We start from the raw sequence: 25,113 nt of genomic DNA, 5'->3' as shown, positions 1-25,113 counted from the left end.
CTGGCTGGCCGGGTCAGGCCTGCTGGTCGCTCGCCGGCGTGGCCTGGGGGCTGCCTGCATCGGGGGCGGGCAGTGACCAGTCGGGTCGGGCGAGCTGGTGGCGCAGGGTGTCGAGCCGGGCCAGGTGGGAGTCGAGGGCGCTGGTGACGGCGACCGTGGTGGCGGCCACTCGTGCCTCGAGGTCGTGAATCCGGTCCAGGAGCTCCTGCCAGCGCTCCTCGGCGGCGACGGGATCAGGCGCGGCGTTGGTCACTGTCATCGCGGAGCTGGGTGGTGTGGTGGGTGAGGGCGTCGAGGCGGGTGGCGAGGTCGTCCTGGCCGGCGCCGAGGTGGGGGCGGACGGCGGCGAGGGGCTCGATGAGGTCGGCGGGGTCGGTGGCGCCGAGAGCGGCGGTCAGGGCGGCCTGGGCTGGGCGAGCGCCGGGGCCGAGCGCGGTCGTGGTGATCTGGGCGGCGAGGACCCGCAGCTCGGCGGCGTTGTCACGGGCCCAGGCGGTGACGGTGCGGTCGGCGGCTCGGCGGTCACGGACGGCCTTGACGCGTTCCGCGCCGGTACCGGCCCGCGTCGTGCGGCCTGCGGCGGGCTTGAGGCGCAGGTAGCGGTTCTCGGCCGCCTGGCGGCTGGCGACGCCCATGGGGTGGGCGAGGTCGGCCCAGGTGGCACCGGCCTCCCGGGCGGTCCGCACCAGTCCGGCCTCCCAGCCGGCGAGCTCGGTACGCAGCTCCCGCAGCAGGACGAGTGCGGCCAGAGCGGGCTCGGGGCCGTCCTGCGCGTCAAGGGCGCCCGGGGGCTGTGTACCGGGGTCGCGGGCGGTGCGGACGGCGTCGTCGATGGCGGCCAGCGCCGCCGCGGCCGCCAGGAACGAGGCGGGTTCGACCGGCCGGGGGCCGTCGGGGGCGGGTCTGCGGGGCTTGTCGTTCATGCGGTCACTCTATAGGCGACGCGCCGACTTGTCATCGGATGGATGACGCGCTACAACGGTCTCAGACGAAGCGCACTGGCACCCGTTCGATCAGTGGAGGTGTTTCGCGATGCTGCTGCGCACTGACCCGTTCCGCGAGCTGGACCGGCTGACCCAGCAGTTCCTGGGCAACACGGGAACCTGGTCGCGGCCGGCATCGATGCCGTTGGACGCCTACCGGGCCGGGGACGAGTACGTGATCTGCTTCGACCTGCCCGGGGTGGACCCGGAAGCCATCGACATCGACGTCGAACGGAACATGGTGACCGTCAAGGCCGAGCGTCGCCCCCGCCGCGAGAGCGAGGGCGTGAAGTGGGAGCTGTCCGAGCGCCCGCTCGGGGTGTTCTCCCGCCAGGTCATGCTGTCCGACACCCTCGACCCCGCCGGGATCACCGCCGACTACGACACCGGCGTGCTGACCCTGAAGATCCCGGTCGCCGAGAGGGCCAAGCCCCGCAAGGTCGCGATCAGCCACAGCGGAAGCCGCACGCAGATCCAGGCCTGACCCGCCCCGATGCCGTTCCGCGCCGCCCCCGATCTCTCCCCCCTCGATCGAGGGGGCGGCCGGAACACCCCCGACCGCAGGCCGGCCTGCCCGGACCGGCCTGCCCGCAGCGACGCGGAAACGCCATGAACAGCCGGAGCAGCGAACCCTTCATCGTGCGGGCGGACGGCGAGGTCGACCTCGACACCGCCCCGGCCCTGCGCCATGCCCTGGCCACCGCGCTCGAGTCGCACCGGGAGGTGGTCCTCGACCTGTCGGAGGTGACGTTCATGGACTGCGCGGGCCTGGGCGCCCTCGTCCAGGCTTGCAACCAGGCCGACCGCAACGGCAGGCGCCTGATCGTGCGCGGAGCCGGGCGCTGCGTCATCCGCCTGCTGAAGCTCACCGGTCTGCACCGGCGCCTGGCCGTGCCCCCCTGACCGGGCACCGGCGTTGGGGGTGGAGGGAGAATCGCGGTGATTCTTCCCTGGGAGGCGTTCCCGGCGGAATCCGGGAACGCGGTGATGACGCCACCCCCAGGAGGCCGAGCGGGCCGCCCGGATCGTCCTGACCCTGCTCGGCGCCCACCTGGCCGGTCAGGTGGTACGCCCGCCGCGGGTGAGCATGGCGGCGAGGAGGCGGGTGGCGGCCTCGGCGTCGGCGAGTTCGTCGCCGGTGGGGAGGACGGCGCCGAAGCTGCGGTTGCCGGGGGCGTCCAGGGCGCGCCAGTGAAGGACCGGTGCGAGGTGACTGCTGGCGTCGGCGAGGAACCAGGCGAGGTGACCATGGGTGCGGGCGATGGTCAGTGCCAGGGCCGCGAGAGCTTCGCGCAGTGCGGCGAGCCGCTCGATCCTCGACAGCGCCTGGTGGGTATCGGCGGGGCCGATGGCGGCATCGAGGGCTGCGGCGGTCTTGCGGGCCAGAGCGGAGTCGGTCGCGGTGAGTTCCCAGGTCCCGTCGGTGAGCTGGAGTTCCGCCTCGTGGATGACGCGCTCGACCGCCATGACCATGCTCATGACGGGCAGTCTATCGGCCGGGCCCGGCGCGCCGGTCGGCGGTGTCAGCGGGGACGAGTTGAGCGTGCGGGCAGGTGGGCCGGCCTGGTCCGACCGGTCCTTCGAGCGGCCGGGCCGCCTCCCCGACGATCTCCCTTCGGGGGACGTCGGTTCTGCCCGTGTGCACCGGCGCCTCCCCCGGACCAGGTCACGCCCGTCAGATCGACGATCGGCCCGGGAGGGCGGTCCGCGAGCGCCTTGGCGAGGGCGTCGTCGAGCATGGCCCGACCGACCTGTGCCCGGCGGAGCCGCGGCGTGGCCGAGCCGACCAGGTTTCAGAACGCCTCACGCAAGGCCGGCAGCAGGGTGCCCTCGGCCCAGTCGAGGAACGCGGGCTGGCTGTCGCCGCCGACCTGTATGAGGGCCACCTCGTCGAACCCGGCGTCGACGAACGGCCGCACCGCCTCGACGAAGTCGTCGACCCGGTCACCGCACGGAATGGATTCGGCCACGTCCTCAGGGCGGACGAAGCGGCTCGCGGCGGCGAACCCCGCCGTCCCGGGCAGCTCGGCGTTGACCTTCCAACCGCCGCCGAACCAGCGGAACTGCTCGTGGGCCCGCCGGACAGCGGTGTCCCGGTCGGTGTCCCAGCACACCGGAAGCTGACCCACGGCCGGCTTTCCGGCCCCGCCGTGCTCGGCGAACCCGGTGATCAGCGCCTGGTCCGGCTCCACGGCGATCACCAGATCGGCCAGCCGGCCGGCAAGCTCGCAGGAGTCCGGCCCTGATACCGCCACCCCGATCGGCGGCGGCCGGTCGGGCAGATCCCACAGCCTGGCACCCTCGACGTCGAAGTACCGGCCCCGCCGGGTGACGTACCCGCCGTCGAACAGCGCCCGGATGATCTGTACCGCCTCGTCGAGCATCGCCTGGCGCACCGGTACCGCCGGCCAGCCCCGGCCGATCACGTGCTCGTTGAGGTTCTCGCCGCTGCCCAGCCCGAGCCGGAAGCGGCCCTCAGACAGCAACTGCAGCGTGGCGGCCTTCTGCGCCACCACCACGGGGTGGTAGCGGAACGTCGGGCACGTCACGTAGGTCATGAGCGGGATCCGGGAGGTGGCCTGCGCGGCGGCACCGAGCACCGCCCACGCGTACGGAGCGTGACCCTGCTCGTCCAGCCAGGGGAAGGAGTGGTCCGAGATCACCGAGAAGTCGAACCCGCCCTGCTCGGCGCGCACCACGTCGGCGACCAGGTCACGCGGGCCGCGCTGCTCGGTCATCATCGTGTATCCGATTCTCACCATGACCCCGCGCCTGCCCGATCACCGTCACCCTCACACCGAGCCGCCCCGTCCCATCCGGGGCCCCCGGATGCCGGCAGCGAAGGAAGATCCCCATGCGCGGCGTAGTGATCCACGCCCCCGGTGACGTCCGCTTCGAGACGCTGGACGACCCGAAGATCCTCCACCCCACCGACGCGGTCATCCGCACGGCCGTCACCTGCGTGTGCGGCTCCGACCTGTGGCCCTACCGGGGCGCGGAGCCGATCGGCGATCCGCACCCGATGGGCCACGAGTACGTCGGCTTCGTGGAGGAGGTCGGCTCCGAGGTGACCGGTCTGCGGCCGGGCCAGTTCGTGGTCGGCTCGTTCGCGACCTCCGACAACACCTGCCCGAACTGCCGCAACGGCTTCCAGTCGAACTGCCTGCACCGGGAGTTCATGTCCACCTGCCAGGCCGAATACGTGCGCATCCCGAACGCCGCCGGGACCCTGGTCGCCCTGGACGAGGTCCCCGGCGAGGAGTTCTGGCCGGGCCTGCTGGCGACCTCGGACGTGATGGGCACCGGCTGGTGGGCCGCCGACGCCGCCCGCGTCCGACCCGGCTCCACGGCGGTGGTGGTCGGTGACGGCGCGGTCGGCCTGTGCGCGGTGATCGCCGCGAAGGAGCTCGGCGCGGAACGGATCATCGCCATGTCCCGCCACGCCTCCCGGCAGAACCTCGCCCGCGCCTTCGGCGCCACCGACATCGTCACCGAACGCGGCGAGGACGGCATCGCCCGGATCAAGGAACTGACCGGCGGCATCGGCGCCGACAGCGTCCTGGAGTGCGTCGGCACCGCCCAGTCCATGCAGCAGGCCCTGCACTCCGCCCGCCCCGGCGAAAACGTCGGCTTCGTCGGCGTCCCGCACGAGGTCGCCCTCGACGGGCAGGAACTGTTCTTCTCCCACGTCGGCCTGCGCGGCGGCCCCGCCCCGGTGCGCCGCTACCTGCCCGACCTGATCGAACGCGTCCTGTCTCGCCGCATTGCCCCCGGCAAGGTCTTCGACCTCACCCTGCCCCTTGACCAGGTAGCCGAGGGCTACAGGGCGATGGACGAGCGCCGCGCGATCAAGACCCTCCTCACGCCCTGACAGCCCCCGCCCCCGTACAAGGAGCACTCGTGCAGATCACCCGCCATGGTCCACCTGGCCATCAACGCCCACCGCTCCCTGCCCGCTTCCCCCGACCGACTCGTCGCCAGGTCGCGATCGCCCGGGGAGACGACACGGTAGTGACCGGCCAGTACGATCATGGTCGCCATACGGAGCTTCGACAGCAGCGACTTGATCCAGGACGGCGCCGGCAGCGACTCCCCCAGAGCGGCCGGCACCGCGGACGGTCCGGACGGCGGACCGGCGGATACGGAAACCGGGTTCCGGCGCGGCGATGAGTTTTCCGGCCCCGGCAGGTCTATATCTCGACCGGGATCACCGACTCATCGGGAGTACAGACATGGGACTCATCCACATCGAGCTGTTCGCGACCCTCGACCTCGTCGCGCAGGCGCCCGGCGGACCCGACGAGGACCCGGCGGGGTTCCCGTTCGGCGGCTGGCAGGCGCCCCTGCTGAACGAGGCCACCGGCGCGCAGATCGTCGCCGCGTACGAGGGCACCGACGCCCTGCTGCTCGGCCGGCGCACGTACGACATCTTCGCCGCCTACTGGCCGCACCAGAAGGACGGCGAGATCGCCGAGCTCTTCAACCGCGTCCCCAAGTACGTGGCCTCCCGGGGCACGCCCGACCTCCCGTGGGCCGGGTCCACCCGGCTCGGCCCGGACCTGGCCGGCGCGGTGCGCGAGATCCGCGAGCGGCACGAGCACGTGAAGGTCGTCGGGAGCCTGGACCTGGTGCAGACCCTCCTGCGGGAGAAGCTCTTCGACCGTCTCGACCTCTGGGTGCACCCGATCACGCTCGGCGTCGGGAAGAAGGTGTTCGACGGCGGCGCGGTGCCCACGAACCTCACCCTCCTCGAACCGCCGGTCGCCGGTCCGGAGGGCACCGTCTACCTGCGCTACGGGCTCGCCGACGGCACGCCCGCGACGGGCGACATGAGCGCGCCCGACCGCGGTCTCGGCCGCGACGAGTCCCGGTGACCCGATGACCACCGTCCATACCAACGGGATCGCCCTGGGCATCGAGTCGTTCGGCCGCGAGGACGCGCCACTCGTCCTGCTCGCGGGCGGAACGACGATGTTCTCCTGGCCCGACGCGCTGTGCGAACGCCTCGCCGCCGGCGGACGCCGCGTGGTGCGCTACGACCTGCGCGACAGCGGGGAGTCGACGACCGCGGATCCGCAGGCACCCGACTACACCCTGCGCGACCTCGCCGCCGACGCGGCGGCCCTCGCCGAGACGCTCGGCGGGGGCCCCGCCCACCTCGCGGGCATCGGCGTCAGCGGCATGGTCGCCCAGGTCGCCGTGCTCGACCACCCGGACAGCTTCTCGGCGCTCACGCTCGTCGGCACCCGCCCCGTCGCCCCCGGCCCGCCCGACGACGACCTCCCCGACCACGACCCCGCGACCATGAGCCGGCTGTTCGCACGACCGATGCCCGACTGGACCGACCGCCGGGCCGTCGCCGAGTTCGCCGCCACCGGCGCCGAGATCCTCGGCGACGACCCCGCCGCCGCCCGCGCGACCGCCGCGCGCATCTGGGACCGCACCCCCGGCACCGCGCCCCCGGTCCAGACGGCCAACCAGCTGCGGATGACGTTCTCCAAGCTCGACTGCCGACCCCGCTGGCGCGAGCGCCTGCCCGAGATCAGGATCCCCACCCTCGTCGTCCACGGCCGCCGCGACCCGTTCTTCCCCGTCGGCAACGGTGCGGCGATCGCGCGCGCGATCCCCCGGGCACGACTGCTCGTTCTCGAAGACGCCGCCACCGCGATGCCGGACGCGGCCCTCGGCGAGGTCAGCGAGGCGATGCTCGCGCTCGGACCGCGGACGGCCGGTGCTGCGCGGCTCCCGCCTCCGGACGGGTCCGCCCCGCGCGGCGGCCGTCCACGGTGAACGCCCCCACCCACCACCGGTCCACCGCGCACCCGCCAGCCTCGGCGGCCCCGGCGCCACCGGGGGTCGGCGGCTGCCGGGGAACGCCTCGGACGGCCCCGGGCTCCACGGGAACGGCTCGCCGGGCGCCGCACCCCCGGCCGCCTCACTCGGCCGGCCGGGTGCGGGGGCGGGCGCGGAACGGGCCGTCGGCGGCGAAGGCGTGGGCGGCGAAGCGTTCGCCCATGCGGCGGTAGGCGGCGGCGGACGGGTGCAGCCCGTCGGGGAGGTCGTCCACGTCGGCCGGGCCGAGGAGGTCGCGTCCGTCGAGGTGGTGCAGGTGAGGGTCGTGGGCCTGCCGGGCCGCGACGATCCTCGCCAGCTCGTCACGGACCACCTGCAGCGACAACGCTCCCCGGGCCAGGTCGGCCGGGTCCCCGAGCGCGGTGATCCTTCCGTCCGGGCCCACCGTGGTCGGGCCGGGACGATCCTCCAGCGCGGGGCAGCTCACCGGGGAGATCACCAGCAGCGGGGTGTCGGGATGGCCGTCCCGGATGGTGTCCAGGAATCCGTGCACCGCCGGGCCGAAGGTCCGCAGCCGGAAGGTGGCCAGGCCCACGATGTTGACGCCGGTCTTGAGGCTGATCAGGTCGGCGGGCAGGTCGCGGATCGTTCGGGCGACGTAGGGGTCCAGCATGGCGTTGCCCGGCTCGCTGAGGTTGGTCACCTCCACGCCCCCGATGGACGCCGCGACCACGGGCCAGGTGCCGGTGGGACCGTCGGCTTCGAGGCAGTGGCTGATGGAACTGCCGTGGTGCACCCACCGGGGCCGGCCGTCGGGAAGGGGTGCCAGGACCTCGCCGTCGGCGCGGAGCGCCACCAGTTCCGTGGGGGTCTGCTGCGGCAGCCACAGCTCGACGTCCTTCATCCCGGCCGGCAGTCCGGCGAAGCGCGCCGTCCCCGGCTTCCCCGGTACCAGCCGCTGCTCGGCCCCGGGGCCCGCCATCCGCATGACGTTGCCCAACGGCGCTCGCTGCCGCCCGACCAGGACGCCGTCCACCGTCAGGTCCAGCATCCCGGTCGGCCGGGGCTCCGGGTCGCCGTCGAGCTGTCCCGTGGACGTGAGCACCTCGAACTCGAGCACCCGCGCCTCGGTGCGGAACACCAGCCGCACACCCGAGGGCATCACCGTTCCCCCGTAGACCGACGGGTCCTGGTACTGCTCCTTGGTCCACTCCGGCAGCCGGCGCGGCATCACCCCGGCCGGCGTCCGCTCCAGATCAAGCGCCCCCCGTACCTCGACCGGACCGCCCACCAGCGGATACTCCCGCATCGTCACTGTCACCGCTCCTCGACTCCGGCCCGTCCGGCCGGGCGGGTGCCCGGCCGGAGGCATCGGGCCCCACCACGAACCTAGTCACCGCGACGGTGATGTGGTGTCGGCCGGGTGCGGGTCGTGCCGGTCCGCCGGTCGGATCCCGAGGGAATGCGTACCTGAATCGGCGCCGAGGACGGGGCGGGGCTGCGACGGGGAATCAGCCCGGCGGCGTCCCGTGCCGCGCCGAGGGCGGGCGGGAGGCGCTCGCCGCGGAGGGCAGCCCGGAGTGGTCCAGCACCGGGAAGGCGTTCGGCGTGCCGGTGCTGCCCTGGGCCGTCCAAGGCGTGCCGTTCGACCGGCGCGGGTACTGCCGGACCGGAAACTCCGCGGAGAAGAAAGGAGGTTGACCTCGTCCGGATCCGGTTGCGGATCGTACCCGCCGGAATTGACCAGCCGGCCGCCTGGCGATTCGATCCGGGGGCGTCGAGGAATGCCGTGCGTTTCTCCGCCGCCATAGCGGGCGGGATATTCGGTGGGTCAATCCGGATGTCGTAGTCGCGATGATTCCGGAGCATGGCCCGACCGCTCCCGGCCGGCCCGTGATAACCGGACGCGGGTTTCCCGGCGAATCGTGCGCCGCCGAGGTGGTCCACGGTGTCGGCCGGATCGAACGGACGCGGGGGCGAGGGGACGTCGCCGCCCCGGAACGCGACCCGGAACGCGACCCGGAACGCGCCGACCTGCGGGAAGGACGTCCCGCCGGCCGCGATCTGCCCGCCTTCGGCGCAGGTGGCCGTCGCCGGGACGACCGCGGTGCCGCCGAAGGCGCCATCCCCGGGGCCTTCGGACATCGCATCCCACCCCCGTGCTCGTAGCGTCCGAGCGGGAGTCGGCATCGCCCCCGGTCGGCCCGGAAACGACTATCCACAACATGATCGTCTGCCGTCAAATCATGATCGACGACCCCCGCCGATCTGCGGGGGTGCGGGTCGGGCGTCGGCGAGCAAAGCGTCTCCTTTCCCGGCCAACTGACATGCAGTCAGCATTTCATGTAATATCGGGGCAAAGTGGGCATCGGTCGGCCAATCTTTGCCGATTCGATATCCGGATCCGGGGATTCCCGGTCAGCCGCTCTGCGATCTTGGTGTGGCACGACTTCTTTGCCATCACTATTCGTGGAGAAAACTCTCTTGCCATCGAGGAAGCAGGCCCCGCCCGTTTTTGGGGGCGGGGCCTTCACTACGCGCCGGATGCGGCGGACAGCCGTTCTGGCGGCGCTCGCGCTACTGGTGGAGACGGGGGTCGCGCTCGATGCGCTGACCGCCGACTCCGCCTACGCCGCACCCGCCACCGACCCCAAGGCCACGGCCACCGCACCCGTCAACGAGGCCCCCGACGCGGCCTCCGCCCTGCTCGCCGCCCGGCTGAACGGCCACCGGGTCGAGGTGACCGGCGCCCGGACCGCCACCACCACGCTCTGGGCCGACCCCGCGGGGACGCTGACCCAGGACACCGCTACCGGACCGGTCCGGGTCAAGGTCGGCGACGCCTGGGTCCCGGTCGACACCACGCTGGTGGAGACCCCGGACGGCAAGGTAGCGCCGAAGGTCCACCCGGAGGGCCTGACCTTCACCGGTGGCGACCCCGGCGTGCGCACCGGTGACGCCGTCGCCCCGCCCGCCGCCCCGGCCGGGACCGGTATACCCGCCGCCGGCACCCCCGCCGCCGAAGCCCCCGCGCACGCGGCCGACGCCCGGGCCGGCCGCGACGAGGCCCGGCCGCAGCTGCCCACCGCGCCCGGCCCCGGCTCCGCCTTCGCCAAGCCCGCCGACTCGGCGCCCGCCGCTGCCACCGCCGCACCCAACCCCGCCGCCGAGAAGCCCGCCGAGCGCGAGCTGGTCAAGATCGGCGCCGGCGAGCAGCAGGTGCAGCTCGGCTGGCTCGGCCGCCTGCCCAAGCCCAGGCTCGACGGCAGCCGGGCCACCTACGTCGACGCCCGCCCCGGAGTGGACCTCGTCCTGGAGGCCACCCGGACCGGCTTCGAGCAGTACCTGATCGTCAAGGACCGCTCGGCCGTCTCCCAGGCCGGCACCGTCGTGCTGCCGATCGACACCAGCGGCCTGGACGTCGACCGCAAGGACGACGGCTCGATCGAGCTGACCGAGCGTCCGTCCGGCAAGGTGCAGGCGAAGATCCCCGCCCCCGTGATGTGGGACGCGGCGGTCGACCCGCAGTCGCTGGAGCACAACCGCCGCGCGCCCGTCGCGATGGAGCTGCGCGGTGCCGGCGCGGAGGCCGAGCTGGTCTTCACCCCGGACGCCGGCTTCCTCGGCGACCCGGCGACCAGCTACCCGGTGACGATCGACCCGGCGCTCACCGTCGGCGCCTCCTTCGACACCTTCGTCCAGCAGGGCTGGACCACCGACCAGTCGTCCGCCACCGAGCTGAAGCTCGGCAACAACGGCAGCGGCCAGGTCGCCCGCTCCTTCCTGCACTTCCCCGAGGGTCCGTACCACGGCAAGCACATCCTCTCGGCGAAGCTGAACCTGTACAACACCCACTCGTGGTCCTGCGAGCCGTGGTCCTGGGAGGTCTGGGACACCGGCCTCGCCTCCACCGGCTCCCGGTGGACCAACCAGCCCAACTGGAACAAGCAGTGGGCGGTCAGCAACGCCACCAAGGGCAACGAGAACGCCGGCTGCGGCGACGCCTGGGTCGCCCAGGACGTCACCTCGCTGGTCACCGCCTGGTCCGACAACGGCTACGCCAACAACGCCCTCGGCCTGCGCGCCTCCACCGAGACCAGCCCGTACTCGTGGAAGCGCTTCGACTCCTCCCAGGGCGGCCACCCGCCGTTCCTGTCGGTGACCTACAACACCGTCCCCGCGGCGCCGCCGGCGGTCGACGTGTTCCCGGCCCGCCAGGGCAACCCCCGCTTCACCTCCTCGGCCACCCCGACCTTCCAGGTCCTGGCCAGTGATCCGGACAGCGCCGGCAAGGTCGGCGCCGACTTCGACCTCTACCGCGCCGGCGTCCTCGTCAAGCGCGTCTACAAGGAGGTCCCGAACGGCAGCTACGCCCAGGTGAAGCCTGCCGACTTCGGCCTCGCCAAGCTCGACGAGGGCGTGCAGTACTCGATGGGCGCCCGGCTCTGGGACGGCACCGACAACTCGCCGTGGGCCCCGCAGGACGTGGTCGTCGTCGCCGACACCACTCGGCCGGGCGCGCCGTTCGTCACCTCCGCCGACTACCCCGCCGACGAGGTGTGGCACGGCGCCGCCGGCCAGACCGGACGGTTCACCCTCACCCCGCCGGCCGGCACCGACGACGTGGTCGGCTACGTCTACACCCTGGACGGCAAGGCACCGGTGACGGTCGACGCGACCGGTGCGACCACCGCGTCGATCACCCCGCCCACCGACGGCACGCACACCCTCAAGGTGCAGACCAAGGACCGGGCGGACAACCTCTCCGACCCGGCCGTCCACACCTTCAGGGTCGGCCGGGCCGGCGTCAGCTCCCCGGTCGACGGCTCCGAGACCGCCAAGCGCGTCAAGCTCGCGGTCGACGCCCAGACCCAGTACACCCGGGTCACCTGGCAGTACCGCCGCGGCCCCGGCGCCACCGAGTACGACATCCCGGCGGCCCACCTCACCAAGGCCGACAACACCCCCACCTCCGGCACCCGGCCGCGGCTCGCCGAACTCGGCGGTCACGCCAACTGGTCGGTGCTGGAGTCGCTGGGGCAGATCGGCGGCGTCGTACAGGTCCGCGCGCTGCTCTACACGGACAAGGACAGCGACCCGGCCTACCCGACGGCCTGGTCCACCTTCACCGCCGACGCCAACGCCGACGGCGCCACCGGCGTCGAGGTCGGCCCCGGCTCGGTCAACCTGCTCACCGGTGACTACTCGGTGGACGTCACCGACACCGACGAGTTCGGCATGACCACCACGCGTTCCTCCTCCTCCCGCGGCACAACCCGCGGCTGGCAGGAACAGGGCGAGCGGCTGACCGCCAACCAGCAGCAGGTCTCCACCGACACCACCGGCTTCCTGGCCACCCCGGGCACCGCCCTGCGGGTCACCGACCGGGGCCAGGGCGGCTCGACCGACTCGCTGAAGGTCCTGCCGGACGCCAACCGCAGCGGTGACACCTACGCGCTGCTCGGCGGCTCGGGCGGCCTCCAGCTGGGCATGAAGCCCGGCCACACCTACCGGGTCAAGGCCTGGGTGTACGTGCCCTCCTCGACCGGGCTGACCGCGGGCCTCGACGACCGCGGCATGCGGATCGTGGCCGTCCACGGCAAGGTCGGCGCGCTGACCACGACCGTCTCCCGCAAGGCGCCGTACACCGACGCCTGGGCCGAGCTGACCACCGACGTCACGCTCGCCGCGGACGCCACCGAGGCGCAGATCCGGCTCTACAACGGGCACTCGGACAACGCCGACAAGCCGGTCTACTTCGACGGCATGTCGGTGCGCGAACTGGTCGCGCCGTTCGGCCCGCAGTGGGCCGGCGGGGCTCACGGCGAGTCCGCCGACTACGTGTCGCTGGCCTTCCCGAGCGCGGACGCCGCCGTCCTCAAGGGCGTCGACGACACCTCGCTCACCTTCGCGCGGGCGCAGGACGGCACGCTCTTCCCCGAACCGGGCGCCGAGCACCTCGTCCTGAAGGCGACCGGCGACACCTACACGCTGTCCGAACTGGACGGGTCCGCCACGGTGTTCGCCCGCCAGGCCGGCTCGGACGTGTACAGCGTCCAGTCCTCCAGCGGGCCGGACGCCGGGTCCACCGCCCGCTACGTCTACGACTCCACCGACCGGCGCTCGCTCGTCAAGCGGGTGATCGCCCCGGTCGAGCCCGGTGTCGACGACGCGAACGGCTGCACCGTCGACCCGCTGCCGCGCGGCTGCGAGGTCACCGACTACGACTACGCGTCCGCCACCACCGCGACGGCCGCGGCCCCGGGCGACTTCACCGACCGGATCCGGTCCGTGAAGGTCTGGTCCTGGAACCCGGTGACCGCCAAGCAGGAGGCGGTCGAGGTCGCGCACTACGTCTACGACGAGCGCGGCCGCCTGGCCCAGGTCTGGGACCCCCGCCTGGCCCAGCCGCTGAAGACCGCCTACGACTACGACGACGCGGGGCGGGTCACCCGGATCACCCCCGCGGGCGAGCTGCCGTGGAACCTCGACTACGGCAGGGCCGCCGCGGACCAGGACCCGGGACGCCTGCTGAAGGTCCGTCGCGCGGCCCTGGCCAGGGGCAGCAGGGACCAGGTCAGCGGTGAGACCGCGAGCAAGGTCGTCTACGACGTGCCGCTGACGCGCGCCATGGGCGGTCCGTACGACCTGGGCGGCCCGGACGTGGCCGCCTGGGCCCAGACCGACGCGCCGACCGACGCCACCGCCGTCTACGGCCCCGAGGACGACCCGGGCACCGGCACCGCCACGGCGGCCAGGCCCGGACCGGATGGCTACCGGCCGGCCGTCGTCCACTACCTGAACGCCTCCGGCAACGAGGTCAACACGGCGACGCCGTCGACCACCCCCGGCGGCGACATCGACACCACCGAGTACGACCGCTACGGTCACGCCGTCCGCACCCTGGAGGCCACCAACCGCGCCATCGCGCTCGGCACCCACCCGGACACCGAACGCCTCGCGGCCGAACTGAACCTGCCCGCCGACTCCGCGTCCCGGGCCCGTCTGCTGGACTCCCGGACCCTCTACACGCCGGACGGCCTCGACGTCACCGAGACGCTCGGACCGGTCTACCGCGCCTCGCTCGCCGAGCAGGTCGACGGCCAGACCGCACCCGTCACCGTCACGGCCGAGGGCGAGAGCCTGGTCCAGCTGGGCGCCACCGACCCGGTGCGCGTCCAGACCCTGGCCACCTGCTGCGCCGGGGCCGGCTGGTCCGGCGGCGGCCAGGTGTTCCTCGCCGCCGACGCGGTCGGGGACAACGCCTCCTTCCGGATCTCGGTCCCCGAGGAGGGCACGTACCAGCTCGGCGCGCTGCTGACCAAGGCGGCCGACTACGGCATCGTCCAGCTGTCGATCGACGGCCAGAACGTCGGTGCCCCCTTCGACGGCTACAGCGCGGCGGTCACCACCACCCCGTTCGCCGCCGGTCCGACCGGCCGGCTCGCCCGCGGCGACCACGAGCTGCGGCTCACCGTCACCGGGAAGAACCCGGCGGCCGTCGCGCCCTCCTACCAGGCGGGTCTGGACCGGGTCACCCTGACCAAGACCACGCTCAACCCCACGCTCGCCGCCGGCACGCCGGTCGTGGCGCGGGACCACAACACCAACACCTACGACGAGGGCAAGCCCGACGGCAAGGCCTACCACCTGGTCACCACCAGCACCGACGGCGCCCGGATCGACGGCTACGCCGACGACGTCGAGCTGCGGGTCACCAGGACGGGCTACGACGCCCCGATCGGCGGCACCGCCGGCTGGACGCTGAAGGCGGCCACCTCGGTGACCACCGACGCGCTCGGCGCCCAGCTGACGGCGACCATCCGGTACGACGCCGCCGGCCGCGCCGTGGAGTCGCGCAAGCCGGGTTCGACGGGCGGCGACGCCGGGACGGTCAGGTCGGTGTTCTACACCGCCGGTGCCAACCCGGAGGACCCCGCCTGCGCCAACCGCCCCGAGTGGGCGGGCAGCCCGTGCGCCACGCTGCCCGGCGGCGCGGTCACCGATGCCGACGGCACCCGGATGCCGACCACCCTGCCCGTCAAGCGGGTCACCCGGTACTCGCCGTTCGGCGAGCCCGAGGAGACCACCGAGACCAACGCGGGCAAGTCGCGCAGGACGGTCGTCGGTTACGACGGCGCCGACCGGATCACCTCGACCGAGATCACCTCGGACGAGGGCGTGGCGATGCCGAAGGTCACCACCGAGTACGACCCGGCCACGGGTGACGCGGTGCGGACCACGGCCGACGGCAAGTCGCTGACCCGGGTCATGGACCAGCTGGGCCGGCTGGTCTCCTACACGGACGCCGACGGCGGCACCACCACCACGGAGTTCGACGCCTTCGGCAAGCCGGTGAAGGTCGCCGACCCGACCGGGTCCACCACCTACACCTACGACCGCGCGAAGGAGCCGCGCGGCCTGGTCACCTCGGTCAACGACAGCACGGCCGGCGAGTTCACCGCCTCCTACGGTCCGGACGGCCAACTGGTCGAGCAGACCTACCCCGGCGGGATCGTCCGCAGGGACACCTTCAACGCGGTCGGCGAGGCCACCGGCCGCACCTACACCCGCACCTCCGACAACGCCGTGGTCTGGGCCCAGACCAGCGACGTCTCCACCCAGGGCCAGGTGGCCAGGGACACCAGCTCCACCGCCACCCGCACCTACCGCTACGACCGGCTGGGCCGACTGGTGAAGGCCCAGCAGTCGACCACCACGACCGGCTGCGCGACCCGGCAGTACGCCTTCGACGCCCACTCCAACCGGCTGTCGAAGACCACCCTGCCCTCGGCCCTCGACGGCACCTGCGGCACGACCGGGGCCACCGTCGAGAACCACGGCTACGACTCCGCCGACCGGCTCACCGACCCCGGCTTCGGGTACGACGCCTTCGGGCGGACGGTGCGGACCGCGACCGGCGCGACCAACACCTACTGGGCCAACGACAAGGTCGCCGCCCAGGAGAAGGGGGACACCAGGCAGCAGTGGGCCCAGGACGTCGCCCACCGCCTCACCGCGTTCACCACGGCCAAGAAGCAGACCGACGGCTCGTGGGCCAACGCCACGTCGAAGCTCAACCACTACGGCGACGACTCCGACGAGGTCCGCTGGGTCGTCGAGGACACCACCCAGGGCACCGTGACCCGCAACGTCTCGGGCCCGGACACCGACCTGGTGGCCACCACGAGCCGGACCGGTGACGTCCAGCTCCAGCTGACCGACCTGTTCGGCTCCGTCGTGCTGACGACCGACCCGGCGCTCACCAAGCCGGTCGTGCTGGACTTCGACGAGTTCGGCATCCCGCAGGACGGCCAGGCCGCCGCGCGGTACGGCTGGCTGGGCGGCAAGCAGCGCTCCGCCGAGGCCCAGGACGGCGACATCCTCATGGGTGCCCGCCTCTACAGCCCGGCGCTCGGCCGCTTCCTCCAGGTCGACCCGGAGCCCGGCGGCAACGCCGGCGCGTACGACTACTGCACCGGCGACCCGGTCAACTGCACGGACCTCGACGGCCACTGGGGCATGCCCAAGTGGCTGAAGAAGACCGTGCACGTGGTGGCCAAGGTCGCCGAGGTGGCGTCGTACATCCCGGGCCCGATCGGCTCCGCCGCGGCCGCCGTCTCCGCCGTCTCGTACGCGGCGACCGGCAACTGGCGCAAGGCCGCCGAGATGAGCATCACCGCGGCGGCCGGCCTGGTCGGCGGCAACACGGCGGTCCGGGCCGGCTTCGCGGCCGCCCGCTACTCGCGGGGCGCGGCGCGCGTACGGCGCGTCTCCTCCCGGGTCCGCTCGGTGTTCCGGCGGACCGGCTGCAACTCCTTCGACCCGGGCACCCCGGTGCTGATGGGCGACGGCGGGCAGCTGCCGATCGGTGAGGTCCAGGTCGGCGACCTGGTGCTCTCCACCGACCCGGCGACCGGTCAGACCCGGCCGGAGCCGGTGCTGTCGGTGATCTACGGGTACGGCACCAAGCACCTGGTCGACATCGAGACCGCGACGGCGGATCCGTCGACGGCGACGGCGAGCGCGAGCGCGACCGGGGACCCGGACACCGCGGCCGCGCTGCGGGTCACCGCCGAGCACCCGGTCTGGGTGAGCGGCAAGGGCTGGACCGACGCCGCGCAGGTGCGGGTCGGCGACTCCCTGGTGACGCCGGCCGGCACCCCGGTCCCGGTCACCCGGGTCACCGACCGGGGCGAGATCGCCGACCAGCTGGTCGTCAACCTCACCATCGGGGACCAGCACACCTACAGCGTGCGGGTCGGTGACGACTGGGTCGTCGCGCACAACAAGAACGCGTGCCACATCGACCTGCCGCACATCCTCGGCGGGCACGGCGCGAAGTCCCGCGTGGCGGGCAAGAGCCGGTTCCGCTCGCGCAACGTCCGCGAGGTCAAGTACCTGATCCACACCACGATCAAGAAGGGCAAGAGCCGGGCCAACACCGGTGGCCGCGACGGCCGGATCTACGAGCACGACTTCGGCCGGATCATCGGCCGGGACGGCAACGGCCGGCACACCACGCGGCTGCGCGTCGTCGTGAAGCAGCACAAGGGACGGAGGACGGCCAGGACGGCGCACCCGTACTGACCGGGGTCGCACCGACCGAACGGTCCCGACCGTGAGACCCGGATCGCCGGGGGCTGGAGCATCAGCCCCCGGCGATCCGCCGTCCCGCCCACCTGCGAGAATGCGAGTATCATGATCGAACTGTCCTTCTCCGCCGCCGACACCGGCGGCGCCGACCGCGGGCCCCGCGGCACCATGGACTTCGCCTCGGCGGACCTCTACGACCTCACCTGCGAGGCGTTCCGGGGCCCCTACACCTTCCGCGTCGAGGGCGCCGACTTCAGCGGCACCGGGCCGGTCCTGGACCTCGCGCTCGGCCTGTTCACCGCGGCCGGGGAGCTGGCGGGCGCCGGGCGCGCCCGCTACTCGGCCGCCGGGGGCGCCGGTGAGTACCGCTTCGAACGCCGGGGCGGCAAGGAGACCGTCCGGATCCACCGGGAGCGGGACGGCAAGGGCAGCGCGGAGTACGCCGAGTTCGAGGCCGCCACCCGGGCCTTCCTCGGCGAGGTGGTGCGCGGCCTCTGCGAGCGCTTCCCCGACCTACGCCGCAACCCCGAGATACGCCGCCTCCGGGAGGCCGCCGCCGGCGGGTGACGGGACGCCGGCCGCGGGCCTTCCGGCCCGTGGAACCGCGACGATCGCCGGAAACCGCCACCGGGACGGCGGGTCCTCCCCGCGCGGCGCCACGATCAACGGCCTCAGGCCTCGGACTCGGTCGCCGGGTGAGCAGGCCGGCGGGGGCCGGACCCCCTCCAGGTCCAGGCCCCCGCCGCCCGCCGCCTCGCCGGGGCGGCGGGCGGCCGGCGGCCCGCGGCGGGTCAGACGGTTTCGAGGCGCCGGTCCAGGTGCCGTTCGAGGGCGGTGACGACCAGGCGGTGGTCCTCGGCCTGGGGGAGGCCGGAGACGGCCACCGTGCCGACCACCCCGACGCCCTCCACGTGGATCGGGAAGGCGCCGCCGTGGGCGGCATAGGTGTCCGCGTCGAGCCGGGAGTCCTCCTCGAAGGTCCGGCCCTTGGCCGCGAAGCGCAGGCCGACCAGGTAGGAGGAGCAGCCGTAGCGGTCCACCGTGCGGGCCTTGCGCAGGATCCAGGCGTCGTTGTCGGCCGAACTGCCCGGCAGCGCGTAGTGGAAGAGCTGCTGGCCGTTGCGCCGGATGTCCACCACCACGGGTGCCTCCTCGGCGCGCGCCAGGCCGACCAGCAGGGTGCCGAGCAGCCAGGCGTCGTCGTTGTCGAAGCGCGGCAGGCGCAGACGGCGTTCCTCGTCCTCGACCCGCTGGATCAGGGCGGTGGCCTCGTCGGGGGTCATCAGGGGGTCGCCTCGGTCAGGGTGCCGGTGCGGCCGTCGTCGGCCAGGGTGATGGTGCGGCCCTCGGCGGCCGAGCGGCGGGCTGCCTCCATGACGACCAGCGCGGAGACGGCGTCGCGCGGGTCGACCGGCGCGGGCGCACTCTCGTTCAGGGCGCGGACCACCCCGGCGTAGAAGGAGGGGTAGTCGCCGGGGACCGAGGGGTGCGCGGCGGCACCGTCCCCGGTGCCGAGCAGGCCGCGGTCCTCCTCGGGGACCTCGCCCCAGCCGGGGCCCGGGCGCCGCCCGGCGCGCAGCGCGTGCTCCTGCGGGTCCAGGCCGTGCACGGTGTACGCGGAGCGGTCGCCCAGGACGCGCATGCGCGGCCCGAACTGGCCGGAGAGGGCGCTCATCCACAGGTGCGAGCGGACGCCGCCGGCGTGGGTGAGCGCGAGGAAGACGTCGTCGTCGATGACGGCGCCGTCGCGGCGGGTGTCCACCTCGGCGTACACCTGGACGGCCGGGCCGAACAGGGTGAGCGCCTGGTCGACCAGGTGGCTGCCCAGGTCGGGGAGGATGCCGCCGACCTCGACCGGGTCGGCGGACTCCTGCCAGACCCCGAAGGGCTCCGGCCACCAGCGCTCGAAGCGGGACTCGAAGCGGTGCACCCGGCCGAGTGTGCCGTCGGCGATCAGGCGCCGGACGGTGAGGAAGTCGGCGTCCCAGCGGCGGTTCTGGAAGACCGTCAGCATCAGGCCGCGGGCCTCGGCCAGCTCGACCAGCGCGGCCGCCTCGGCGGCGGTGCCGGCCACCGGCTTGTCCACCACGACGGACACTCCGGCCTCCAGTGCGGCGCGGGCGAGCGGCACATGGGTGCGGTTGGGGGAGGCGATGACCAGCAGGTCGAGTGCGTCCGGGGTGGTGAGCAGTTGCTCGGTGGTGTCGACGGCGCGGGCCTGCGGGTGGTCCTTGCGGAGCTGCTCGCGCCGCCCGGGGTCGGTGGTGACCACGGCGTCCAGGCGCATGCCCGGGGTGGTGGCGATGAGGGGGGCGTGGAAGGCCGCTCCGGCGAGGCCGTAGCCCACCACTGCGACGCGGATGGGGCGACCGGTGTCGGGGGTGCTCTCGGAAGTCATGCCCGTAGTTAAGCAACAGTGTTTCTTAAGTGCAAGCCCGAACGTCGGCTCCAGGCACAATGACCCCATGACGACGTCGCACCCCGGCTCGTCCGGCACCAACCTGGCCGGACTGCGAGACCACAACGCCGCCCTCGTCCTCGGCCTGCTCCGGGCCGCGCCCCAGGGCAGCAGCCGCGTCGAGCTCGCCGCCGGGACCGGACTCACCCCGCAGGCCATCGGCAAGATCACCGCCAGGCTGCTCGCCGAAGGCATGATCGTCGAAGCCGGCCAGGCGGCCTCCACCGGTGGTAAGCCCCGCACCCTGCTCCGGCTGCGCGCCGAAGCCGCCTGCGCCGTCGGCGTCCACCTGGAGCGCGACGAGCTCACCGTCCTGCTGGTCGACCTCGCGGGCCGCCACCACCACGTCCGCACCGAACCCGTCGAGCGCGGTCTCGCCCCCGTCGACGCCGTCCGCCTCGTCACCACGCGGATCAACCGGGCCGCCGCCGTCCTGCCACCCGGCGCCCGCCTGCTCGGGGCCGGCATCGGCTGCCGCGGACCGCTCGACCACGCCGCCGGCGTCCTGCACTGGTTCACCCCGCTCGACGCCCGGGACTCACCGGGCTGGGACCGCTACCCGCTGCGCGACGAACTCGCCGCCCGGCTGGACGGCCTGCCCGTCGTCGTCGACAAGGACACCAACACCGCCGCGCTGGCCGAGGCCCCGACCACCCCGCGACCCGGTGGCGGCCTCGCCTACGTCCACCTCGCCGCCGGCCTCGGCGCGGGCCTGCTCCTCGACGGGGCCCTGCACCGCGGCACCCGGACCAACGCCGGCGAGTTCGGCCACCAGACCGTCCAGCTCGACGGACCGCCCTGCGACTGCGGCAACCACGGCTGCCTGGAGGTGCTCTGCCTCGCCGAGCTGCGCCGCGGCGACCACGCCGCCGCGGCCCGGCTGCTCGGCGTCGGCGTCGCCAACCTCGTCCGGCTGCTCGACATCGACCGGGTGGTGCTCGGCGGGCGGGCCGTCCTGTCCGCCCCCGACGTCTACCTCGCCGGCGTCGCCGCACAGATCGAGGCCCGGATCCCGGACCCCGACTGGCAGCCCGTCCCGGTCTCCGTCAGCACCGCCGGCCGCCTGGCCGTCGCCGCCGGCGCCGCCGAACTCGTCCTCGGCCCGCTCTTCGGCCGCCGGACCTGACGGCAGGGCCCCGCGGCCGGGGGTCGGGCGGCGGCACGACGGAACCGGCCGCCTCCGCCGCCCAGTCACCCCCGTGCACCCTTCACGTCCACGCCACCGCTTCGGCGCCGCCGCCCCACCCCGCCGTGAGCCGCGCCCGAAGCCGTATCCGAGGGGATGCCCCCTCACCAGAGCGTTCCGCCGGCGACCAGCCGTTCTTCTGCTCCGACGGTGAGCTCGCCAGGCACTGCGACGGCCGCCCACGTGGCTCCGGCCGCGCAGAACGCGCAGCACACCGGTCCCGGCCCGGGCTGACCCCGCCCCCGGCCGCGGCGGGCCCGGCGCCACGCGTGTCGAGACCCCCGACCTTCTCCAGTGTCGGCGCGTGGTGGAACACCGCGCCGACACCGTGGACCCCGCATCGCGCGGCCTGACCCGAGCGGGAACGACGTCGGCGGCGCCGGTGGAGAAGAAGCCGCCCAGCATGGCCACGAGGCGTCTGCATTCCAGTGGCATGCCGGAGAGGTGCGTGGGGCTCCGAGTGACCGGGTGGGAGCAGCGGGCCTCCGGCACAGGAGTGTGAGACCGCAGGAGCGTGAGACCAGAGGAGGAGCCGAGCGCGATCGCCCGTCGCCGCGTCGACCCGATCCGGTCATATCGGCTTGAACCCCGCATGGTCGCGCTGACAGTGCCGGACAGTGCAGCGCGGTCGTGCGGCGCCGGATCCAACCAGAACTTCTGGTTCAAGGCCCTCGGCACCGGCTACTCCCAGATCATCGCGCAGCACAGCGGCAAGTGCCTCGACGTGACCAACCGGTCGACGGCGGACAGTACTTCGCTGGAGCAGTGGACCTGCAACACCGGTTACAACCAGCAGTGGCAGCGCACCACCGTCTGACCGCCTCCCCCGGTCGGCGCCGGCCGCCGGATACACCGTAACCGGCAACCGCGGCAACGCGATCCGGCGGGCCGCCCGTCGACCTGGTTCGGCGGCGCCACCGTCCGGAAGCCGGATGGTCCTGGAGCGCGAAGGCTCCAGGACCATCCGGACGGCGTTTCCCCGGGGGCGAGGCGGTGCCGACGTTCGACGGGTTCGGCGGTGTCCGGGTGCCAGTCGTCCTCCGGCGCTCCGGGGCCACGGAGTGTCAGGCCGGTTCCTCCGACTCCGCCTCGGCGACCCAGGCGGGCAGCGGCTCGCGGCAGGCCAGCCAGGCCTGCGGCACGTCCGCCAGACCGGTGCGGGCGGCGACGACGCCGCCGGTGATGGCGCAGGTGGTGTCCACGTCGCCCAGGCCCTCCGCCGTGGTCCAGAGGGCGTCGGCCAGGCTGTCCAGGTGATGCGCGGCGGACCACAGGGCGAACGGGACGGTGTCGCTCGCCCGGACCCGTTGCCCGTTGCCGAGCAGGTCGGCGGCGCGCCAGGGCTCGGTGGCGGCGGGCAGCCCGGCGGCCCGGCGCAGCCCGTCGCGGACGGCGCCGGCCGGGGTGCGGTCCGCGACCTCGGCCAGCAGGTCCGCGCCGGCCGGCGCCGTCCCGGAGCGCCCGCGCGCGGCGAGGGCCGCTCCCAGGGCCACGGCCACCGCGCCGGCCACGCCCTCCGGATGTGCGTGGGTGACCTCGGCGGACAGCGCCGCCTGCTCGGCCACCTCGTCCAGGTCGGCGCAGAACCAGGCGCCCAGCGGAGCCACCCGCATCGCCGCGCCGTTGCCGAGGCTGCCCTGGCCGTCGAACAGCGCCCGTGCGGCGGTACGCCAACTCGCCGGGTCCGCGCCGAGTTCGGGCAGCAGCACGTGCATGCCGTACCCGTACCCGCGCCCCTGGTCCGCCCGGTAGGTGGCCGCGAAGGCCTCGGCGAGCCGCTCCTGGTGGACCGCGTCGAAGGCGGTCAGGATCCCGTAGACCGACAGCGCCATCGCGGTGTCGTCGGTCCAGTGCCAGGGCCCCTCCTCCGGGGTGCGCCGGGCCCGGATCTGTTCGAGCGCCTCCTTGGGCGAGCGGAAGAGGGGGAACCAGCGCTCCCCGAATCCGTCCCCCAGAGCCAAACCTTCCAACGAGTCGCGAGCAGCGGAGATGGTCGTCATCCCGGCATCCTGACAGCCTCCTCGGTCCTGCCGCAGCCGGTTTCCGGCGGCACCACCGGCCGGTGCGTGCCGGGCCCGACCCGTCGCCGTCGCCGACGCGGTCCCGGCAGCACCGCGGCCTCGCCGCCTTGCCGCCTCATGCCGACTTGACGACCCAGTGGCCGAGCGACGCCCTGTCCCGTCCACGAGGGCCCGGACAGCACCGGCCGCCCAGGCAGGGAGCTGCCTCAGGCCTCGCGCAGCCAGTGGTCGAGCACGGCGTAGTCGGCGTCGGTCAGACCCCGCCGGGGGTCGACGCGATGGAGAAGGGCCCGACCGCCGTGGTGCGCCGACATCCAGGTTCGATCGATGTCGGTGATCTCGTCGTCGACCCAGGCGAAGGGGCGGCCGGCCGCCCAGTCGAGCAGGGCGCGGGTCTTCCAGTGCAGGCCGTCCAGCTCGTCCTGCTCGTCCTGGTCGGTCGGCTCGGGCCAGGTCACCACCGGCAGTTCCGGCAGGCCGATCAGCGGTGCGACGTACTCGTTCGCCTCGGCCATCCAGGTAGTGGCCCACACCAGTTCGCACGGCAGCGCCGCCAAGCGGCGCCCATGCGCGGGATCGATCCTGGCCAGGAGCGGATTCGCGTCGGGCCCCCGCAGTCCGGTAGCCGTCCGAAAGGTCGGATAACCGTCCGGAAGCTCCTGCGCGGTGACCCCGAACGGGATCAGCGGTCCGTCGACATCCAGGAAGAGCAGCGGACGCTGTGCAGAACTGGTCATCGCTGCACGATAGGGGGTTCTGTCCCCAGCGGTGGGCCTCCTCCCCCAGCCCACCTGCTGGCGTGGCAGGTCGCGAGCGCGTCCACCGTCAAGAGCCAGCTGCTCCGGCCGAACGGCGACCGGTGCCGTGAGGAGTTCGTCGTCAACGGGCCGGGCGCGGAGCCGCTGAACACGGACTGGAGAGAGGTGAGCGCGGGCTCGGCCGAGGATGCTTCCAACTCGCCGACGCCGCAGTCCTCGACCCCGCCATCGGCCTTCAATTCCTCTTCGCCCGGGCCGACCGCGGCGGCGCCCGGAGCGCCCCCTTCGACTCCGGCATCCGCGCCCGCACGCTCGGCCTCGACCCGTTCGGCCCGATGTCGTAGGAGCTATCCGGCTGCGCTTGCTCGTCGGGGTTCTGATGTGTCGGAGACCAGCTGGGCCAAGCCGTTGATCTGGTGCTCCTCGGAGGGGATCGAGTCCCATTCGGTGCTTGCGCCGTCGCGCGTCGCCGTGAACAGCGGACGTGATCGGAGTACCTTCCCGACCGGTCGGCCGCGCATAATTGCCCCGGGGTCATGGACCACTCGTCCCATTCGATGACTGCGACACGGTCTCGAACACCATGGTCGTTCCTCCAGAGACACCCAAGACTCGGCGCCGCTCCCCATGTCAATGGCCGACCAGCACACTGCTGGGTGTCGCTGAGCTTGCGCGGAGCATCGAAAGGATCTTCCACGACGGCTGATCACAGCTCCGGAAACGGCGTGCTGTGGTCCATCACTCGCAGCAACCTCCTCGCAGCCGTGGCCTCCTCCGGCAGGGCCGAGGAGGCCGCACCTTCGATGACTGAGCGGCTGGCGAAGACGGCTGTCCTCGCGGCGTCCTCCCATCCGAGTTGTTGTCGGTAGCTCGCGTCGCGCTCATCACCTCTGGCCGCCACGGCGGCCGAGTGCCACTGGTCGCTCTGGCAGATGCTTCCCAGCAGGTCCAGCAACTCGGTCTTGCAGGCCGTGTGCGGGGCCCCGAACAGCTCGACGAGAAACGGGACCGTGGGAGCTGTCGCATCGCTGACAACGAACCCGAGAGCACAGATGACGTCGCCCAGTTCATCGATCGCCGTCCGGGCCGCGACCTCATCCCCGTACGCGATCCGAGACAGCAGGGAGGGAATGCCGCCGGCCGAAGCCCCCGCCGCGTCACCTAGGTCTGCCCACCGGACCCCGTTGACGCCCCTCAACAGACTTCCCACACCATGCTCCTCATTACTGACTTCGGCTCGTCAGGGTGAACTCTCCCGAAGTCCCTGATTGGTGGGGTGAGGTGGCTGTATCCGATGGTGTGTGAGATATGCGGATGG

19 protein-coding genes are annotated in these 25,113 nt (G+C 73.3%); 9 read left to right on the top strand and 10 right to left on the bottom strand.

The window, feature by feature from the left end; translation table 11 throughout:
* Positions 1-13: 13 nt before the first annotated feature.
* Positions 14-259, bottom strand: a complete 246-nt coding sequence (locus tag ACIF6L_RS32145; RefSeq protein WP_396491031.1) for a hypothetical protein — start codon at positions 257-259, stop codon at positions 14-16.
* Positions 234-923 (bottom strand): hypothetical protein, encoded by a 690-nt coding sequence (locus ACIF6L_RS32140; protein ID WP_359838925.1) that lies wholly within the window; start codon positions 921-923, stop codon positions 234-236. The genes ACIF6L_RS32145 and ACIF6L_RS32140 overlap by 26 nt, the downstream gene beginning before the upstream one ends.
* Positions 924-1,032: 109 nt before the next feature.
* On the opposite strand from ACIF6L_RS32140, the gene ACIF6L_RS32135 reads away from it, so the two are divergent.
* Both ACIF6L_RS32135 and ACIF6L_RS32130 read left to right on the top strand, forming a co-directional pair.
* On the top strand, positions 1,033-1,467 hold the full coding sequence (locus ACIF6L_RS32135; RefSeq protein WP_396491032.1) for an Hsp20/alpha crystallin family protein: 435 nt from the start codon (positions 1,033-1,035) through the stop codon (positions 1,465-1,467).
* Between the two features lie 125 nt (positions 1,468-1,592).
* Positions 1,593-1,886 carry an STAS domain-containing protein gene (locus ACIF6L_RS32130; RefSeq protein ID WP_359838927.1) on the top strand — a complete coding sequence of 98 codons (294 nt, stop codon included), beginning with the start codon at positions 1,593-1,595 and terminating at the stop codon, positions 1,884-1,886.
* A 156-nt stretch (positions 1,887-2,042) separates the two neighbouring features.
* On the opposite strand, the gene ACIF6L_RS32125 is transcribed toward ACIF6L_RS32130, so the two are convergent.
* The gene (locus tag ACIF6L_RS32125; protein ID WP_396491033.1) at positions 2,043-2,462 is read right to left on the bottom strand and encodes a hypothetical protein; all 420 of its coding nucleotides are present in this window, start codon (positions 2,460-2,462) and stop codon (positions 2,043-2,045) included.
* Between the two features lie 314 nt (positions 2,463-2,776).
* The gene (locus ACIF6L_RS32120; protein ID WP_359809602.1) at positions 2,777-3,745 is read right to left on the bottom strand and encodes an LLM class F420-dependent oxidoreductase; all 969 of its coding nucleotides are present in this window, start codon (positions 3,743-3,745) and stop codon (positions 2,777-2,779) included.
* A gap of 92 nt (positions 3,746-3,837) precedes the next feature.
* Between ACIF6L_RS32120 and ACIF6L_RS32115 the strand changes: the two genes are divergently transcribed.
* The 3 genes from ACIF6L_RS32115 to ACIF6L_RS32105 all read left to right on the top strand — a co-directional run bounded on the left by ACIF6L_RS32115 (position 3,838) and on the right by ACIF6L_RS32105 (position 6,773).
* Positions 3,838-4,854: a zinc-dependent alcohol dehydrogenase family protein gene (locus tag ACIF6L_RS32115; RefSeq protein WP_396491034.1), complete on the top strand. Its 1,017-nt coding sequence runs from the start codon at positions 3,838-3,840 to the stop codon at positions 4,852-4,854.
* Between the two features lie 361 nt (positions 4,855-5,215).
* Positions 5,216-5,857, top strand: coding sequence for a dihydrofolate reductase family protein (locus ACIF6L_RS32110; RefSeq protein ID WP_359809595.1), 642 nt, complete (start codon positions 5,216-5,218; stop codon positions 5,855-5,857).
* A 4-nt stretch (positions 5,858-5,861) separates the two neighbouring features.
* Positions 5,862-6,773: an alpha/beta fold hydrolase gene (locus ACIF6L_RS32105; protein ID WP_396491035.1), complete on the top strand. Its 912-nt coding sequence runs from the start codon at positions 5,862-5,864 to the stop codon at positions 6,771-6,773.
* A 145-nt stretch (positions 6,774-6,918) separates the two neighbouring features.
* On the opposite strand, the gene ACIF6L_RS32100 is transcribed toward ACIF6L_RS32105, so the two are convergent.
* Positions 6,919-8,085, bottom strand: a complete 1,167-nt coding sequence (locus ACIF6L_RS32100; protein WP_396491045.1) for a GDSL-type esterase/lipase family protein — start codon at positions 8,083-8,085, stop codon at positions 6,919-6,921.
* Positions 8,086-9,320: 1,235 nt separating this feature from the next.
* Between ACIF6L_RS32100 and ACIF6L_RS32095 the strand changes: the two genes are divergently transcribed.
* Together ACIF6L_RS32095 and ACIF6L_RS32090 are read left to right on the top strand one after the other, a co-directional pair.
* Complete coding sequence (locus tag ACIF6L_RS32095; protein ID WP_396491036.1) at positions 9,321-17,366, top strand: DNRLRE domain-containing protein; 8,046 nt, start codon at positions 9,321-9,323, stop codon at positions 17,364-17,366.
* Positions 17,367-17,477: 111 nt separating this feature from the next.
* Positions 17,478-17,939 (top strand): hypothetical protein, encoded by a 462-nt coding sequence (locus tag ACIF6L_RS32090; protein ID WP_359838932.1) that lies wholly within the window; start codon positions 17,478-17,480, stop codon positions 17,937-17,939.
* A gap of 224 nt (positions 17,940-18,163) precedes the next feature.
* On the opposite strand, the gene ACIF6L_RS32085 is transcribed toward ACIF6L_RS32090, so the two are convergent.
* Complete coding sequence (locus ACIF6L_RS32085) at positions 18,164-18,655, bottom strand: heme-degrading domain-containing protein (protein WP_396491037.1); 492 nt, start codon at positions 18,653-18,655, stop codon at positions 18,164-18,166.
* Positions 18,655-19,770 carry a Gfo/Idh/MocA family oxidoreductase gene (locus ACIF6L_RS32080; protein ID WP_396491038.1) on the bottom strand — a complete coding sequence of 372 codons (1,116 nt, stop codon included), beginning with the start codon at positions 19,768-19,770 and terminating at the stop codon, positions 18,655-18,657. The genes ACIF6L_RS32085 and ACIF6L_RS32080 overlap by 1 nt, the downstream gene beginning before the upstream one ends.
* Positions 19,771-19,837: 67 nt before the next feature.
* On the opposite strand from ACIF6L_RS32080, the gene ACIF6L_RS32075 reads away from it, so the two are divergent.
* Positions 19,838-20,956 (top strand): ROK family protein, encoded by a 1,119-nt coding sequence (locus ACIF6L_RS32075; RefSeq protein WP_396491039.1) that lies wholly within the window; start codon positions 19,838-19,840, stop codon positions 20,954-20,956.
* A 652-nt stretch (positions 20,957-21,608) separates the two neighbouring features.
* Positions 21,609-21,833: an RICIN domain-containing protein gene (locus tag ACIF6L_RS32070; protein WP_396491040.1), complete on the top strand. Its 225-nt coding sequence runs from the start codon at positions 21,609-21,611 to the stop codon at positions 21,831-21,833.
* 247 nt (positions 21,834-22,080) lie between these two features.
* Here the strand turns inward: ACIF6L_RS32070 and ACIF6L_RS32065 are convergent, their stop codons facing one another.
* The 3 genes from ACIF6L_RS32065 to ACIF6L_RS32055 all read right to left on the bottom strand — a co-directional run bounded on the left by ACIF6L_RS32065 (position 22,081) and on the right by ACIF6L_RS32055 (position 25,005).
* Positions 22,081-23,016, bottom strand: coding sequence for an ADP-ribosylglycohydrolase family protein (locus ACIF6L_RS32065; RefSeq protein ID WP_396491041.1), 936 nt, complete (start codon positions 23,014-23,016; stop codon positions 22,081-22,083).
* A gap of 227 nt (positions 23,017-23,243) precedes the next feature.
* Complete coding sequence (locus ACIF6L_RS32060) at positions 23,244-23,774, bottom strand: HAD domain-containing protein (protein ID WP_396491042.1); 531 nt, start codon at positions 23,772-23,774, stop codon at positions 23,244-23,246.
* A 727-nt stretch (positions 23,775-24,501) separates the two neighbouring features.
* Positions 24,502-25,005 carry a hypothetical protein gene (locus tag ACIF6L_RS32055; RefSeq protein ID WP_396491043.1) on the bottom strand — a complete coding sequence of 168 codons (504 nt, stop codon included), beginning with the start codon at positions 25,003-25,005 and terminating at the stop codon, positions 24,502-24,504.
* Positions 25,006-25,113 lie beyond the last annotated feature (108 nt).

Source organism: Kitasatospora sp. NPDC086009 (assembly GCF_044540385.1).
Classification (GTDB): Bacteria; Actinomycetota; Actinomycetes; order Streptomycetales; family Streptomycetaceae; genus Kitasatospora.
The sequence above is the reverse complement of the archived record's forward strand: the minus strand, read 5'-3'. Positions and strand labels throughout refer to the sequence as shown.